Genomic DNA, 13,682 nt, shown 5'->3' with positions numbered 1-13,682 from the left:
CTGCGCCATGAGTGAACACAAAGCGCCTTTATGGCAACGCCTGTTCAACGGGCGCAATCTGGTCATTGGGATTCCCTTTGTCTGGCTGCTGATTTTTTTCCTGGCGCCATTTCTGATTGTGCTGCGCATCAGCATCACCCAGACCAATGAGGCGGGCGACCCGTTTACCGATCTCTCGACCTGGGTTGATGGCGTCTTGACCTTAAAAATCAAGCTCGCCAACTACATCATGCTGACCCAGGATAATCTCTATCTGGTGACGTATGGCTCCTCGCTGAAATATGCGGCGATCACCACCGTACTGTGCCTGTTCATCGGCTACCCCTTCGCCTATTTCATGGCGCGCGCCAAACCTTCGCTGCGCCCGGCCCTGTTGATGCTGGTGATGATGCCGTTCTGGACCTCCTTCCTGCTGCGCATTTACGCCTGGAAAGGGATTTTGGCGACGAATGGCATCTTGAACAGCTTTTTGATGAGCATAGGCTTGATCGACGCCCCGCTGCACATGATGAACACCCCGTTTTCACTGGTGATAGGCATGACCTACGCCTATTTGCCCTTCATGATTTTGCCGCTGTATTCCACACTGGTGAAACTGGATTTGCGCTATCTGGAAGCCGCCGCCGACCTCGGCGCCACGCCCTGGAAAGCGTTCTGGCTGATCACCGTGCCGCTGTCAAAATCCGGCATCATCGCCGGCGCCATGCTGGTCTTCATCCCCTGCGTGGGTGAATATGTGATCCCGGAACTGCTGGGCGGGCCGGAAACCCTGATGATAGGCCGCGTGTTGTCAGATGAATTCTTCACCAATAATGACTGGCCGATGGCCTCGGCGGTGACGGTGGTGGTGATTTTGCTGATTTTGGGGCCATTGGCGATTTTCAATAAATACCAGGCCGAACAACAGGGAGGCAACAAATGAGACCCAATCCCGCACACCGCTGGTTTGCGCGCGGCTGGCTCGGGGCCGGCTATCTCTTCCTCTACATCCCGATTGTGGTGCTGGTGGTGTTTTCCTTTAACAGCTCGCGTCAGGATATGGTGTGGACCGGTTTTTCCACCCAATGGTATGCCGCCCTGCTGGAAGACCGTGACATCATCGCCGGCTTTGTGCTGTCGCTGAAAATCGCCGTCATGACCGCCTGCTCTTCCGTCATCCTCGGCACCCTGGCCGCCTTCACGCTCGACCGCTACCGCCGCTTCAAAGGACGCACCCTGTTCGCCGGCATGGTGAATGCGCCGCTGGTGATGCCTGAAGTCATCATCGGCCTGTCTTTGCTGCTGCTGATGGTGGCGATGCAAAAGAGCCTGGGCTATCCCGAGCGCGGCATGCTCACCATCTGGCTGGGCCACACCCTGCTGGGCATGGCCTACGCCACCGTGGTGGTGCAAGCGCGCCTGCAGGAAATGAACCGCTCGCTGGAAGAAGCGGCGATGGACTTGGGCTGCAAACCGGGCCAGGTGTTTTTCTTAGTCACCCTGCCGAATATCACGCAGGCGCTGGCCTCGGCCTGGCTCTTGACCTTCACCCTCTCCCTAGACGATGTGGTGCTCTCGGCCTTCCTCTCCGGCCCCGGCTCGAACACCATGCCGATTGTGATTTTTGCGCGCGCCAAATTGGGTTTGGATCCGCGCGTGAATGCAGTCGCCGCGCTGACGATTCTGGCGGTTTCAGTCGCTGTCATCTCACTCTCGCTGTATATGGCGCACAAGGAACGGGTGCGCCATCGTCAGGTGATGGCCGCAACACAGGAAAATAAGCAGGCGCAATAAAAAAACCGCCGGACGCAATCGCGCGTCCGGCCCCATTCCCCCGCAGCCGCATCGCGGGCTACCCTCAGGAGGAGACGTATGCCCAAGTTGAAACTGTCTGCGCTGATCGCCACCCTGTTCGCCGCGCATTGCGGCCTGGCGCATGCGCAAAGCAATGCCGAATTAAAAGCCGAATTGGACGCCCTCAAAGCCCAGGTCAAACGGCTCGAAGCGCTGTTGGAAAAAAAACAGGCGGATGACGCCGCCAAAGCGGAAACCGTGGATGTGGCGGAATTCAACCGCATCCGCATCAAAACCGAAGCCATGGAAGATGCACAGGAAGTCATGGGCTTTAAGGGTTTGAAGATTTCCGGCTATATCGACCCGACCTACATCCACAACCGCAACGCCAAAACCTCCAGCTTCGTCTTTTTGAACAATAACAGTTCAGTCAATGGCTCGGAAGAAAGCTTCGGCTACGACAACACCTTTTTCGGCAGCGCCATGCTGAATATCGAAAAAGAAATCGAAGGCGGCAGCCGTTTAAAACTGAGCATCATGCCCAGCAAGAGCACATCCTCGGGCTACAACTTTGGCAATCTGGTGCATGAAGCCAGCTTCTCGATCCCGCTGGGCGAAGATCCGACCACGCGCCTGATTGGCGGCCAAGTGCCGGATTGGAGCGGCTATGAATACATCCCCTCGAATCAAAACAAGCTGATCACGCACAATATGCTGTTTGATTTTTCCGCCGCCAATTTCTATACCGGGGTCGGGATGGAACTGACGCGCGGCAAATGGATTTCCAAATTCATGCTGGGCAATATGAACCGCGCGCGGATCGACACCGCGCAGCAAAAAACCCCCGGCCTGTTTTACCGCGTCGATTACGCCAAGGGTGAATTCCAGGGCTTTGGCTTTTCCGGCATCCATTCCGGCTTTGACGACAAGAGCCAATTCGGACGCCTGGATATCGTCGAGATCGACGGCTATTTCATCCGCGCCGACTGGACCTTGCAAGGCCAGCTGACCTGGGGCCGGCAAAAACCGACGCCGGGCAACCAATTCGCCAATGGGCGCACCCAATGGACCGGCTTATCGGCCCTGGCCGGCTATAAATTCACGCCGCGTTTTGAAGGCATTGCGCGCCTGGATTACATCTGGAACAGCAAAAACGGCGGCGGCCTGCTCGGCTCGACTTTCGCCACCGGCTGTAAAGACGCAGGCGGCGCCGACGCCCTGTGCCCGGATGGCCGCAACGGCTTTGGCGCAGCCATGGTGTTTGACGGCGCGAACTGGCTGGTGGCGGACCCGACGCGCGGCGTCAACCGCATGGCCCTGTCGCTCGGCTGGCAATACGCCCTGATGCCGGGCGTGAATTTGAAAGGCGAATATCGCTACGACCGCGCCAGCGGCGCCGTGTTTAAAAACGCCAATGGCGATTATGTGCGTGACAACCACATCTTCGGTTTTTCCACCGTCTTCAGTTTCTGAGAGTAGAGCATGCGCATCATCGACCTGAACAACCCTGCCGTACAGGCGGAAAGTTTTACGCCGCCGCCGGAAAAGTGCGCCGCCGGCAATCCGGCGCAAATGATCTGGAACCACTACACCGACGCCGCCGGCCTGTTTTCCTGCGGCATCTGGCAGGGTGAGGATTGCACCTTGAATGTGCAATACGGGCCGCATGAAGAAGAGTTTTGCGTCTTGCTGGAAGGCGAAGTCACGCTCACCGGCAGCGAAGGCGAAGCCCAGCACTTCAAAGCCGGCGACGCCTTTGTGGTGCCGGGCGGCTTTAGCGGCACATGGCAAAACCGGGGCCGGGTGCGCAAGTATTACGCCATCATGTTAATCCGCGACCCGGATCATGATTGATGGCTGGCTTTTGCCGTGAATACCGCAACCTACCAGAAACTCACAGGCTTGCGCCGCGCATCAATTTGCGCAGGAAGCAGAGAATAAACAATGGGAGCATGCGTTTGAGCGACTGAATACTTGTGGGAGCGGCTTTAGCCGCGCATCAGGCCGCTGCTATGGCGCCGCCAGTTTGCGCGGCTGAAACCGCACCTGCCGCCAATACAAGGTCTGTTGGCGTGAATGAGTTGTCTGCACAAGCGCAGTTGCTGCAATAAACCAATTTGGGAGAACCGCGATGACCGATTGGCACGCCAAAGCCGCCGCCTTGCAACTCGATGGCCGCGCCTTCATCAATGGCGAAAGAATCGCCGCTGAACAAAGCTTCGACAAATCCTCACCGATCGATGGCCGCCTGCTGGGACAGGTCGCACGCTGCGACGCACGCGAAGCGGAATTGGCGGTGCAGGCCGCGCGGCAAGCCTTCAACGACCGGCGCTGGGCCGGACTGCCGCCGGCGCAACGCAAGCGCATTCTGATCAAATTCGCCGATCTGATGCTGGCGCACAAAGAAGAACTGGCCCTGATCGAAACCATGGACATGGGCAAGCCGATCCGCTACAGCCAGGCGGTGGATGTGAATTCCGCCGCCAACTGCCTGCGCTGGTATGGCGAAGCCACCGACAAGGTGTATGACGAAATCGCCCCGACCCCGGATAACAGCCTGGCCCTGATCACGCGCGAACCGGTGGGCGTGGTGGCGGCGATTGTGCCGTGGAATTACCCCATGCTGATGACCTCCTGGAAAATCGCGCCCGCCTTGGCCGCCGGCAACAGCGTGATCTTGAAACCCTCGGAAAAATCGCCCTACTCCGCGCTGCGCATGGCCGAACTGGCGATAGAAGCCGGCATCCCGCCCGGTGTTTTAAATGTGCTGCCGGGTTATGGCCATGAAATCGGGCAAATCCTCGGCCTGCATATGGATGTCGATTGCTTAGCTTTCACCGGCTCGACCTGCGTCGGCAAGCAAATCTTCAGCTATGCCGCTCAATCGAATTTGAAACGGGTCTGGACAGAGCTGGGCGGCAAATCCGCCAACATTGTCTGCGCCGACTGCCCGGACTTGGAACAGGCCGTGCAAAGCGCACTCGGCAGCATGTATTTCAACCAGGGCGAAAGCTGCAATGCGCCCTCGCGTCTGTTTGTCGAGCGCAGCATCAAAGACGCCTTCCTGGCGCGCGCGCTCGAACTGGTGCCGCAATATCAAGTCAGCGATCCGCTCGATGAAGCCACGGTCATGGGCGCGCTGGTCGATGCGCAGCAAATGCGCAGCGTGCTCGGTTACATCGAAGCCGGACGCGCCGAAGGCGCGCAACTGCTGGCCGGCGGCGGCCAGGCGCGCAGCGACAGCGGCGGTTTTTATGTCGAACCGACTTTGTTTGACGGCGTGCGCAATGACATGAAAATCGCGCGCGAAGAAATCTTCGGCCCGGTCTTATCCCTCATCACCTTCGACGATGTGGCGGACGCGGTGCGCCAAGCGAATGACAGCAGCTATGGCCTGCAGGCGGCGGTGTGGAGCGGCAATCTGGCCAAAGCGCATCAAATCGCGCGCGCGCTGCGCGCCGGCACTGTGCATGTGAATCAATATGACGATGACGACATCACCGTCCCGTTTGGCGGCTACAAGCAATCCGGCAACGGGCGCGATAAATCGCTGCACGCTTTTGACAAATACACCGAGCTGAAAACCACCTGGCTGCATATCGGCGCAGCGTTGCAAGGCGGCTGACATGAGCGATATTGGAAACAGGCTGGCCGCCTTGCAAGCCGCCGGCGTACACACCATCTTCGCCCAATTCGCCGACATTCACGGCAGCGCCAAGGGCAAGCTGGTTCCGCTTACCCAATGGGACACGCTGGCAAAAACGGGCGCCGGTTTCGCCGGCCCCTCGATCTGGGGCACAGGTCTGGGACGCACCGGGCCGCGCTCGGAATATTATGGCCGCGCCGACGCCGACACCCTGCAAGCCATGCCCTGGCTGCCCGGCTATGCGCGGGTGGTGTTGGATGGTTTTGTCGATGCTCAGCCATTTGCGCTGTGTCCGCGCCAAATCCTGCGCACGCAAAGCGCACGTCTGGCGGAACAGGGTTTTACCTTGCAAGCCGGCTTGGAGCCGGAATTTTTCCTGCTCACGCAAGACGCCCAGGGCCATCTGCACAGCGCCCCCGGCGACAACTTGAGCAAGCCCTCGTATGACAGCCAAAGCCTGCTGGCGCAGCGCGATTTTTTACATGCGCTGGGACAGGGTTTGGACGCCTGCGGCTTTGGCGTTTTCCAATACGATCATGAAGACGCCGGCGGCCAGTATGAAGTGAATTACGGCTACGCCCCGGCGCTGACGGCGGCGGATCGCCTGCTTTTATTCAAAATCGCCGCCCAGCATCTGGCGCAAGAGCGCGGCATGATTTTTTCCATGATGCCCAAGCCTTTCGCCGAGCGGCCCGGCAGCGGCTTGCATTTTCATCTGTCCCTGACTGACGCCAGCGGCAGCGAACGCAACCGCCTGGGGCCGGGAGAAGCGGATTGGCATGGCCAGGGCATGTCGCGCCTGGGCTACCATTTCCTGGCCGGCCTGTTGCAACACGCGCCCGCGCTAGCGGCGTTTTGCGCGCCCACCGTGAATTCATACAAACGCCTGCTGTGCGCCGATTCGCTTTCAGGCACCAGCTGGGCGCCCGCCACCATCGCCTGGGGCGACAACAACCGCACCACCGTTGCGCGCAGCGTGGCGGGCCGCATCGAATGGCGCTTGCCGGACAGCAGCGCGAATCCCTATCTGGCCCTGGCTGCGGTAATCGCCGCCGGCCTGGACGGCGTCAAACGCCAACTCGACCCCGGCGCGCCGATCAACCAGGATCTGTACCAGATGAGCGCAGACGAACGCCGCCTCTTGGGCGTGGACCTGCTGCCGCAAACCCTGGGCCAGGCCTGTGACGCGCTGCAAGCCGACAGCATCTTGCGCCAGGCGCTGGGAGTGGATTTTTGCGAACAGTTTTTAATGCTGAAACGCGCGGAATGGGCGGAATATTGCCAGCAGGTGTCGGCTTGGGAGGTGGGGGAGTATTTGAGGAAGTTTTGATGTCATAGATTTAACAATCTACACAGCAGCAATTTACTGGAGGATTCATGGCAAGCAATTTAATGCAAAAAGCATATGAAAATGCAGGCGAACTACATTTTTTCTTCGACAAAGTTTTCCCAATTGATTTATGGCGCGGCCAAAAAGAAAAAGACTACAAAGCAGGCGTATTTCCTCTTCAACCTGTCACCGAGAAAATTGAACTCATCATTGGCAATAAGAAGAGAGTGCGATTGCCCGACGTGGAAGTGTTTGAGAAAAATGGCATGCCATGGATCAAAGGTTGCCGTTCAACCAAGAAAGGGAAACAACATTGGGGCGTCTCATTATTTGACAAGCCACCTTCATTTGCCAAAAATGACTGGAGAAATTTCAAAATCCCGCAAGACACCCCGATACCAGAATCAATTGCAGTCACACAAGATGGCGACAGCGCTGAGCGGGAAAACCACTATAGCATCTGCCCTAAAGATGATATGCCACTTTCCTTGTTCATTCAGCATCTTAAAGAAATTGCAATCCACATGACAGACTGGTGATTTATGGAAACCATTTCAAACCGCACCCTATTGAATGCACTTTATGCAATTGACTCAGAAATTGAAAATCATGAGTTGATTTTTAAAAACCACGCTGAACACTCGGAAGATGAGCGGGATGCGGCTGGAGAATATATATTGGAATTAAAATCCGCTTTTAGTGAGCTTGCCAGCATCTATAGAAAAAGGGAAGCCACAGATGAAAGCTTACCCAAGTTTTCAGACATATTTGAAATATCTGCATAACTTTACAAAAACTGGAATAACAAGCTTCAAGCAGAAACCATGATATACAAATTACTTCAGCAAGGAAAATGAACATTCTGATCACCGAAAAAATGGCGCCACTACTACTTTCCGCTGTCAATGACGCCATTTTATTTCACGAAAATCTGCTTAAAAGTCAAACCTTGCAAGATCGCAGCGATTATGAAGAGCATCTTATGCAACTTCATCTGATGCTGGATCATTTGAAGGAAGAATATAAAACCCATATCGAACCCAAAGGCGGTTTGCCGCTTTCCCGCCTTTTTCCACCCCCGACAGAAAGCAGCGGGAAAGTGTTTCCTTTTCCTGAAAACTAAGCAGTTCAATGGAAGCTGGCGCCACACGCCGGCGGCACTGGCGCCCTGGGGCAATCATACTCACCACATTCTGCCCGCCCTTATTTCTGCTTGCCATAACGGCTCAACACATGCCGGCTCATCTCGGTGGCTAAGGCGTCTTCGCCGATAAACACTTTATCTGCGGTTTCTTTTTCCAAAAATGCCGCCTCTTCATCATTATGGGTGCGCACCACGGTTTCTATCCCGGGGTTGAGGGTGCGTGCGGTTTGTATCATTTGCCGCACGTCAATGGTGTCAGGCGTGGCGATCACCAGCATGCTGGCGCGCGCAATGTGCGCCTGGATCAATACTGCAGGGTCGGCGGCGTCGCCGCATACTGCAGCCTGAGCTTTGTCGCGCAACGCTTCCACCACTTCACGGTTTTGCTCCGCCACCACGTAGGGAATATGTTGCGCGTCCAGCGCGGCGGCGATGCGGCGGCCAACGCGGCCATAACCGACCAGCACAATCTGTCCCGCTAAATAACGCTCATGCGTGCTGCTGGGCAATTCCGCCAGCGGATCGGCGGAGCGTTCCAGCATGCGCGCCAGATTGCTGTGCGCGCCCAGCCAGTTTTGCATGTGTTTGATCGATGCGAACAGCAAGGGATTGATGGCGATTGAAATCAGCGCCCCGGCTAAAATCAGACTCTGTCCCTCAGGCGGCAATAATTTCAAACTCACGCCAAGCCCGGCCAGAATGAAGGAAAATTCGCCGATCTGCGCCAAACTGGCCGACACCATCAGCGCGGTATTCAAAGGATAACGGAAGGCCAGCACCAGGATTGCCGCCGCCAGCGATTTGCCAATGATGATGATGCCAACAACCAGCAAGACTTGCAAAGGGCGCTCCAACAGCACCATGGGATTGAACAACATGCCGACCGAGACGAAAAACAAGACCGCAAACGCCTCCCGCAGCGGCAAAGACTCTTCGGCGGCGCGGTGGCTGAATTCTGATTCGCGCATCACCATGCCGGCAAAAAAAGCGCCGAGCGCAAACGAGACGCCGAAAAAGACGGTGGAAATGTACGCAATGCTGACTGCCGCCGCCAACACGCACAAAGTGAACAGTTCACGCGAGCCGGTGCGCGCCACCTGCCACAATAAATGCGGAAAAACACGCCGCCCGACCAGCAGCATCAAGAGAATAAATGCCGCCACTTTCAACAGGGTAAGCCCCAGGGTTTGCCAGATATCGCCGCTGCCCGCCGGCGCCACGCCGCCCAGGATGCCGGCCAAAGGCGGCAACAGCACCAGCACCAAGACCATCGCCAAGTCTTCCACAATCAGCCAGCCGACTGCAATCCGTCCATTCATCGACTCCAGGGCGCCGCATGCCTCCAAGGCCCGCAACAGCACCACCGTACTGGCGACTGAGAGCGCAAGCCCGAACACCAGCGCGGCCCCGATCGGCCAGCCCCAATACAATGCGGCGGCGGCGCCAAGTCCGGTGGCGACCACAATTTGCAATACCGCGCCGGGCAAGGCGATACGCCGCACTTTCAGCAAATCATCCAAAGAAAAATGCAAGCCGACGCCAAACATCAGCAACATCACACCGATTTCGGCAAGCTCGGCGGCCAGCGCGGTATCGGCGACGAAACCTGGCGTGAATGGGCCGATCAAGACTCCGGCCAGCAAATAACCGACCAAGGCCGGCAACTTCAGGCGTGTGGCGGCAAAACCAAACACCAAGCCCAGCCCGAGTGCGCTGGCAATAGTGGTGATCAAGGGTGTGTTATGCAGCATATCGCGCCTTTCTTGCATAGTTGCGCTGGACAGCCTTGCTCATAGAAATCCTTTAAGAGCCGCAGACGCCGGTGCGGTTTGTGTTTGGGACAGGCTGGAAGCTAAGCAGGAATTTTACCGCAGCGCCTCATAAGAATAAAAGGAGCGCGCTGAGAGTATGGTAAAAGTTACATTTGAGTGAGTGGATCAGTATCGCCGATGTCTGATCATATTGCGCGCAGCGCGCTTGGTTTTCGCCGGGCTGGATGTGGCGGCGCCAATCCGGCTTCAGGCCGGCGCCATCTCCCCGCTTGTGGCCCGTGACACAGAGCATTGGTGCGCGGCGCCCCAACACGCGCAGATTGAGGGGCGCGCGAGTCGCCCCCCCGGGCTGCGGCGGCATGTGAAATTGCGCATGACCGGGGCATGCGCAAAGACTTACTCCGCCAGCAATTTTTCGATATCTTTTACCAGTTCTTCCGGCTTGGTGGTGGGGGCGAAGCGCTCGCGCACGCGGCCATCTTTGCCGACTAAGAATTTGGTGAAATTCCATTTGATGGCTTTGCTGCCCAACAGGCCGGGCGCGGCTTCTTTCAAGTGCACGAACAGGGGGTGCGCGCCGTCGCCGTTGACATCCACTTTTTCCGACAGCGGAAAGGTGACGCCATAATTTTTCTCACAAAATGCGCCGATTTGCAGCGCATCGCCCGGTTCCTGCCCGCCAAACTGGTTGCAGGGAAAGCCCAACACCACCAGGCCCTTGTCCTGATATTGTTGGAACAGGGCTTCCAGCCCCTTGTATTGCGGGGTGAAGCCGCATTCGCTGGCGGTGTTGACAATCAGCAGCACTTTGCCCTTGTAGGCAGACAGCTGGGCTGCCTTGCCTTGCAGAAAATTGACTTCAAAATCGTGTACGGTAGCCATCAGACAATCCCCAAATGTTCAGTGCCGGCGGACAAGTCGCGCTGTTTGGCGGCCTTGCCCTTGAGTTTGATCGCCAGACGCAAGTCGTTCAGAGAATCGGCGTTGCGCAGGGCGTCTTCGTAAGTGATCATGTCAGCTTCAAACAGATCAAACAGCGACTGGTCAAAGGTTTGCATGCCCAGTTCGCGTGATTTTTTCATGACTTCTTTGATTTCATGCACCGCACCCTTGAAAATCAAATCGGAAATGAAAGGTGAATTCAGCATGATTTCAATCGCCGCGCAACGTCCCTTGGTGTCGCGGCGCGGAATCAGGCGCTGCGAAATCATGGCGCGCAGATTGAGCGACAAGTCCATTAATAATTGCTGGCGCCGCTCTTCCGGGAAGAAGTTGATGATGCGGTCAAGCGCCTGGTTTGAGCTGTTCGCGTGCAGGGTGGCCAAACACAGGTGGCCGGTTTCGGCGAAGGCGATCGCATGGTCCATGGTCTCGCGGTCGCGGATTTCGCCGATCTGGATCACGTCCGGCGCTTGCCGCAGCGAGTTTTTCAGCGCTGCTTCCCAGGAATCGGTATCGACCCCGACTTCGCGCTGCGTGACGATGCAGTTTTTATGCGGGTGCACATATTCCACCGGATCTTCAATCGTGATGATGTGGCCATAGCTGTTTTCATTGCGATAGCCCAGCATCGCCGCCAGCGTGGTGGATTTACCGGAGCCGGTGGCGCCGACCATGATCACCAGGCCGCGCTTGCTCATCACCACATCGCGCAATACCGGCGGCAAACCGAGGTCTTCGATTTTCGGGATGGTGGTGGTGATGGTGCGCACCACCATGCCAACGCAACCCAGCTGCACAAAGGCCGAAACGCGGAAGCGCCCCAGATCGCCCGGGCTGATGGCGAAGTTGCATTCCTTGCTCAGCTCGAAGGTGGCGGCCTGTTTGTCGTTCATGATCGCGCGCGCCAACTCGGTGGTGTGGGTCGCCGTCAGGGCCTGATTGGAGACCGGCGTCATTTTGCCGTCGATCTTGATGGCCGGCGGGAAGCCGGAGGTTAAAAATAAGTCCGAACCATTCTTGCTGACCATCAGGCGCAGCAGGTCGAACATAAAGCGGGTGGCTTGATCGCGTTCCATGTTTTCTTACCTTTACATCATGCGCCGGGGAAGTTTTCCGGCGATTTGGCGGCAAAGCGCGCTGTCGAATTGGAAATGATATTGCGCTTGACCAGATCGGCCAGATTGGCATCCAGGGTTTGCATGCCGACATTCGAGCCGGTTTGAATCGCGGAATACATCTGCGCCACTTTGGCTTCGCGGATCAGATTGCGGATTGCCGGGGTGCCCAACATGATTTCATGCGCCGCCACACGGCCCGAACCGTCCTTGGTTTTGAGCAGGGTTTGCGAAATCACCGCCTGCAGCGATTCCGACAACATGGCGCGAATCATTTCTTTTTCTTCGCCGGGGAAGACGTCGATGATACGGTCAATCGTTTTCGCAGCGGATGAGGTGTGCAGGGTGCCGAACACCAAGTGACCGGTTTCAGCTGCGGTCATGGCCAGGCGGATGGTTTCCAGATCACGCAACTCGCCCACCAGAATCGCATCCGGATCTTCACGCAGCGCGGAGCGCAGGGCGGCGGCGAACGACAGAGTGTGCGGGCCGACTTCGCGCTGGTTGATCAGACATTTTTTCGAGTCGTGCACAAATTCAATCGGGTCTTCGATGGTCAGAATGTGCGCGTATTCATTTTCATTCAAATGGTTGATCATGGCCGCCAGCGTGGTCGATTTGCCCGAGCCGGTGGGGCCGGTGACCAGCACCAGGCCGCGCGGCTTCAAAGCCAGCTCGGCGAAAATTTTCGGGCATTTCAAATCTTCCAGGGACAGGATCTTGGAAGGAATGGTACGCAGCACGGCGGCCGCGCCGCGATCCTGGTTAAAAGCATTGACACGGAAACGCGCCAGGCCGGGAATCGCAAAAGAAAAGTCGATTTCCAGCATTTCCTCATAGGTTTTGCGCTGGGCGTCGTTCATGATGTCATACACCATGCCATGCACGTCTTTGTGCTCAAGCGGGGGCAGGTTGATGCGGCGCACGTCGCCGTGCACGCGGATCATCGGCGGCAGGCCGGCGGAAAGGTGTAAGTCGGAAGCTTTGTTCTTGACAGAGAAAGCTAACAGTTCGGAAATGTCCATGTATTATCCCTGTGCTGTGAGTATGGCCGGGCCGGCGGGCATGCCGGCATCCGGGTGAGGCGTCAAAACCGGACAATCCTGTGTTGTGCCGCTAGAATATTGCACTGCAGAATCTCCGCCCCCGAAGCGCAAAACGGTTTTTTGCTGTGGCGTCGATTCCGGGTTTTGTCTCTTCCTCACCATGGTTGCTGATTATGTTCGCAATTCGCCAAAACTTGCAAGCTGTGCACGAGCGGATTTCCGCTGCCGCCAGCGCTGCCGGCCGTCCGCCTGAGAGCGTGCGCCTGCTGGCTGTCTCAAAAACCTTTGACGCCGCCGCTGTGCGCATGGCGTATGAGGCCGGGCAAATCGCCTTTGGCGAAAATTATTTGCAGGAAGCGCTGGAAAAGCAGGCGCTGTTACAGGATTTACCGCTGGAGTGGCATTTTATCGGCCCTTTGCAAAGCAATAAGACACGGCCTGCGGCGGAGCATTTCGCCTGGGTGCATACGGTGGACCGCTTAAAAATCGCTGAACGCTTGTCAGCGCAGCGCCCGTCCGATTTGCCGCCTTTAAATATCTGTCTGCAAGTCAATATCAGCGGCGAAGCCAGCAAAAGCGGGATTGCGCCGGCGGATCTGCCGGCGCTGGCGGCGGCGGTGGCCGGCTTGCCGCAGCTGCGTTTGCGCGGTTTGATGGCGATTCCCGCGCCAGCCCCGGAGGCCGCGCCAGAAGTGCGCCGCGCGCCTTTTGCGCAAATGCGCGCACTGTTTGAACAGCTGCGCGCAGAATATGGCGCACAGCCAGCATTTGCCGCCTTCGATACGCTCTCAATGGGCATGTCGGATGATCTGGAGGACGCCGTCGCGCAAGGCGCCAATCTGGTGCGCATCGGCAGCGCGATCTTCGGCAAGCGTCATTATCCAGCTTAAATCAAACAATACATCACAAGGGGG

General features: G+C 57.2%; 14 protein-coding genes. 10 read left to right on the top strand and 4 right to left on the bottom strand.

All coding sequences use genetic code 11. The features are described 5' to 3' along the window. The first annotated feature begins 7 nt into the window (after positions 1-7). From V8J88_RS02240 to V8J88_RS02200, 9 genes are all read left to right on the top strand, one after another. Positions 8-922 carry an ABC transporter permease subunit gene (locus V8J88_RS02240; RefSeq protein WP_338847514.1) on the top strand — a complete coding sequence of 305 codons (915 nt, stop codon included), beginning with the start codon at positions 8-10 and terminating at the stop codon, positions 920-922. Further along, positions 919-1,773 carry an ABC transporter permease subunit gene (locus tag V8J88_RS02235; protein ID WP_338847513.1) on the top strand — a complete coding sequence of 285 codons (855 nt, stop codon included), beginning with the start codon at positions 919-921 and terminating at the stop codon, positions 1,771-1,773. Before V8J88_RS02240 ends, V8J88_RS02235 begins: the two co-directional genes overlap by 4 nt. A 78-nt stretch (positions 1,774-1,851) precedes the next feature. Further along, positions 1,852-3,246, top strand: a complete 1,395-nt coding sequence (locus V8J88_RS02230; protein ID WP_338847512.1) for a DUF3138 family protein — start codon at positions 1,852-1,854, stop codon at positions 3,244-3,246. Positions 3,247-3,255: 9 nt separating this feature from the next. After that, positions 3,256-3,627 (top strand): cupin domain-containing protein, encoded by a 372-nt coding sequence (locus V8J88_RS02225; RefSeq protein WP_338847511.1) that lies wholly within the window; start codon positions 3,256-3,258, stop codon positions 3,625-3,627. Between the two features lie 277 nt (positions 3,628-3,904). Next, positions 3,905-5,398, top strand: a complete 1,494-nt coding sequence (locus V8J88_RS02220; protein WP_338847510.1) for an aldehyde dehydrogenase — start codon at positions 3,905-3,907, stop codon at positions 5,396-5,398. A 1-nt stretch (position 5,399) separates the two neighbouring features. Beyond that, a complete protein-coding gene (glnT, locus tag V8J88_RS02215; protein WP_338847509.1) occupies positions 5,400-6,749 on the top strand; it encodes a type III glutamate--ammonia ligase in 1,350 nt (449 codons plus the stop codon). Positions 6,750-6,796: 47 nt separating this feature from the next. Continuing rightward, positions 6,797-7,288: a hypothetical protein gene (locus V8J88_RS02210; RefSeq protein ID WP_338847508.1), complete on the top strand. Its 492-nt coding sequence runs from the start codon at positions 6,797-6,799 to the stop codon at positions 7,286-7,288. A 3-nt stretch (positions 7,289-7,291) separates the two neighbouring features. Next, the gene (locus V8J88_RS02205) at positions 7,292-7,534 is read left to right on the top strand and encodes a hypothetical protein (protein WP_338847507.1); all 243 of its coding nucleotides are present in this window, start codon (positions 7,292-7,294) and stop codon (positions 7,532-7,534) included. A 68-nt stretch (positions 7,535-7,602) separates the two neighbouring features. Continuing rightward, positions 7,603-7,872, top strand: coding sequence for a hypothetical protein (locus tag V8J88_RS02200; RefSeq protein WP_338847506.1), 270 nt, complete (start codon positions 7,603-7,605; stop codon positions 7,870-7,872). An 80-nt stretch (positions 7,873-7,952) separates the two neighbouring features. Here the strand turns inward: V8J88_RS02200 and ybaL are convergent, their stop codons facing one another. The 4 genes from ybaL to V8J88_RS02180 all read right to left on the bottom strand — a co-directional run bounded on the left by ybaL (position 7,953) and on the right by V8J88_RS02180 (position 12,747). Next, the gene (ybaL, locus tag V8J88_RS02195) at positions 7,953-9,644 is read right to left on the bottom strand and encodes a YbaL family putative K(+) efflux transporter (protein WP_338847505.1); all 1,692 of its coding nucleotides are present in this window, start codon (positions 9,642-9,644) and stop codon (positions 7,953-7,955) included. 417 nt (positions 9,645-10,061) lie between these two features. Continuing rightward, positions 10,062-10,547 carry a glutathione peroxidase gene (locus tag V8J88_RS02190; RefSeq protein WP_338847504.1) on the bottom strand — a complete coding sequence of 162 codons (486 nt, stop codon included), beginning with the start codon at positions 10,545-10,547 and terminating at the stop codon, positions 10,062-10,064. Then, the gene (locus tag V8J88_RS02185) at positions 10,547-11,683 is read right to left on the bottom strand and encodes a PilT/PilU family type 4a pilus ATPase (protein ID WP_338847503.1); all 1,137 of its coding nucleotides are present in this window, start codon (positions 11,681-11,683) and stop codon (positions 10,547-10,549) included. The genes V8J88_RS02190 and V8J88_RS02185 overlap by 1 nt, the downstream gene beginning before the upstream one ends. Before the next feature lie 17 nt (positions 11,684-11,700). Continuing rightward, the gene (locus V8J88_RS02180; RefSeq protein WP_338847502.1) at positions 11,701-12,747 is read right to left on the bottom strand and encodes a type IV pilus twitching motility protein PilT; all 1,047 of its coding nucleotides are present in this window, start codon (positions 12,745-12,747) and stop codon (positions 11,701-11,703) included. A 194-nt stretch (positions 12,748-12,941) separates the two neighbouring features. Between V8J88_RS02180 and V8J88_RS02175 the strand changes: the two genes are divergently transcribed. Continuing rightward, positions 12,942-13,658, top strand: coding sequence for a YggS family pyridoxal phosphate-dependent enzyme (locus V8J88_RS02175; RefSeq protein ID WP_338847501.1), 717 nt, complete (start codon positions 12,942-12,944; stop codon positions 13,656-13,658). Positions 13,659-13,682: the final 24 nt, after the last annotated feature.

The organism is Massilia sp. W12, assembly GCF_037300705.1.
GTDB lineage: Bacteria > Pseudomonadota > Gammaproteobacteria > Burkholderiales > Burkholderiaceae_D > JACPVY01.
This window is presented reverse-complemented; position numbering and strand designations above follow the sequence as displayed.

What these genes read in the sequence shown, in the direction of transcription:
- V8J88_RS02240 (WP_338847514.1), top strand. Translation starts at nt 8, where the DNA reads ATGAGTGAACACAAAGCGCCTTTATGGCAACGCCTGTTCAACGGGCGC.
- V8J88_RS02235 (WP_338847513.1), top strand. Translation starts at nt 919, where the DNA reads ATGAGACCCAATCCCGCACACCGCTGGTTTGCGCGCGGCTGGCTCGGG.
- V8J88_RS02230 (WP_338847512.1), top strand. Translation starts at nt 1,852, where the DNA reads ATGCCCAAGTTGAAACTGTCTGCGCTGATCGCCACCCTGTTCGCCGCG.
- V8J88_RS02225 (WP_338847511.1), top strand. Translation starts at nt 3,256, where the DNA reads ATGCGCATCATCGACCTGAACAACCCTGCCGTACAGGCGGAAAGTTTT.
- V8J88_RS02220 (WP_338847510.1), top strand. Translation starts at nt 3,905, where the DNA reads ATGACCGATTGGCACGCCAAAGCCGCCGCCTTGCAACTCGATGGCCGC.
- glnT (WP_338847509.1), top strand. Translation starts at nt 5,400, where the DNA reads ATGAGCGATATTGGAAACAGGCTGGCCGCCTTGCAAGCCGCCGGCGTA.
- V8J88_RS02210 (WP_338847508.1), top strand. Translation starts at nt 6,797, where the DNA reads ATGGCAAGCAATTTAATGCAAAAAGCATATGAAAATGCAGGCGAACTA.
- V8J88_RS02205 (WP_338847507.1), top strand. Translation starts at nt 7,292, where the DNA reads ATGGAAACCATTTCAAACCGCACCCTATTGAATGCACTTTATGCAATT.
- V8J88_RS02200 (WP_338847506.1), top strand. Translation starts at nt 7,603, where the DNA reads ATGAACATTCTGATCACCGAAAAAATGGCGCCACTACTACTTTCCGCT.
- ybaL (WP_338847505.1), bottom strand. Translation starts at nt 9,644, where the DNA reads ATGCTGCATAACACACCCTTGATCACCACTATTGCCAGCGCACTCGGG.
- V8J88_RS02190 (WP_338847504.1), bottom strand. Translation starts at nt 10,547, where the DNA reads ATGGCTACCGTACACGATTTTGAAGTCAATTTTCTGCAAGGCAAGGCA.
- V8J88_RS02185 (WP_338847503.1), bottom strand. Translation starts at nt 11,683, where the DNA reads ATGGAACGCGATCAAGCCACCCGCTTTATGTTCGACCTGCTGCGCCTG.
- V8J88_RS02180 (WP_338847502.1), bottom strand. Translation starts at nt 12,747, where the DNA reads ATGGACATTTCCGAACTGTTAGCTTTCTCTGTCAAGAACAAAGCTTCC.
- V8J88_RS02175 (WP_338847501.1), top strand. Translation starts at nt 12,942, where the DNA reads ATGTTCGCAATTCGCCAAAACTTGCAAGCTGTGCACGAGCGGATTTCC.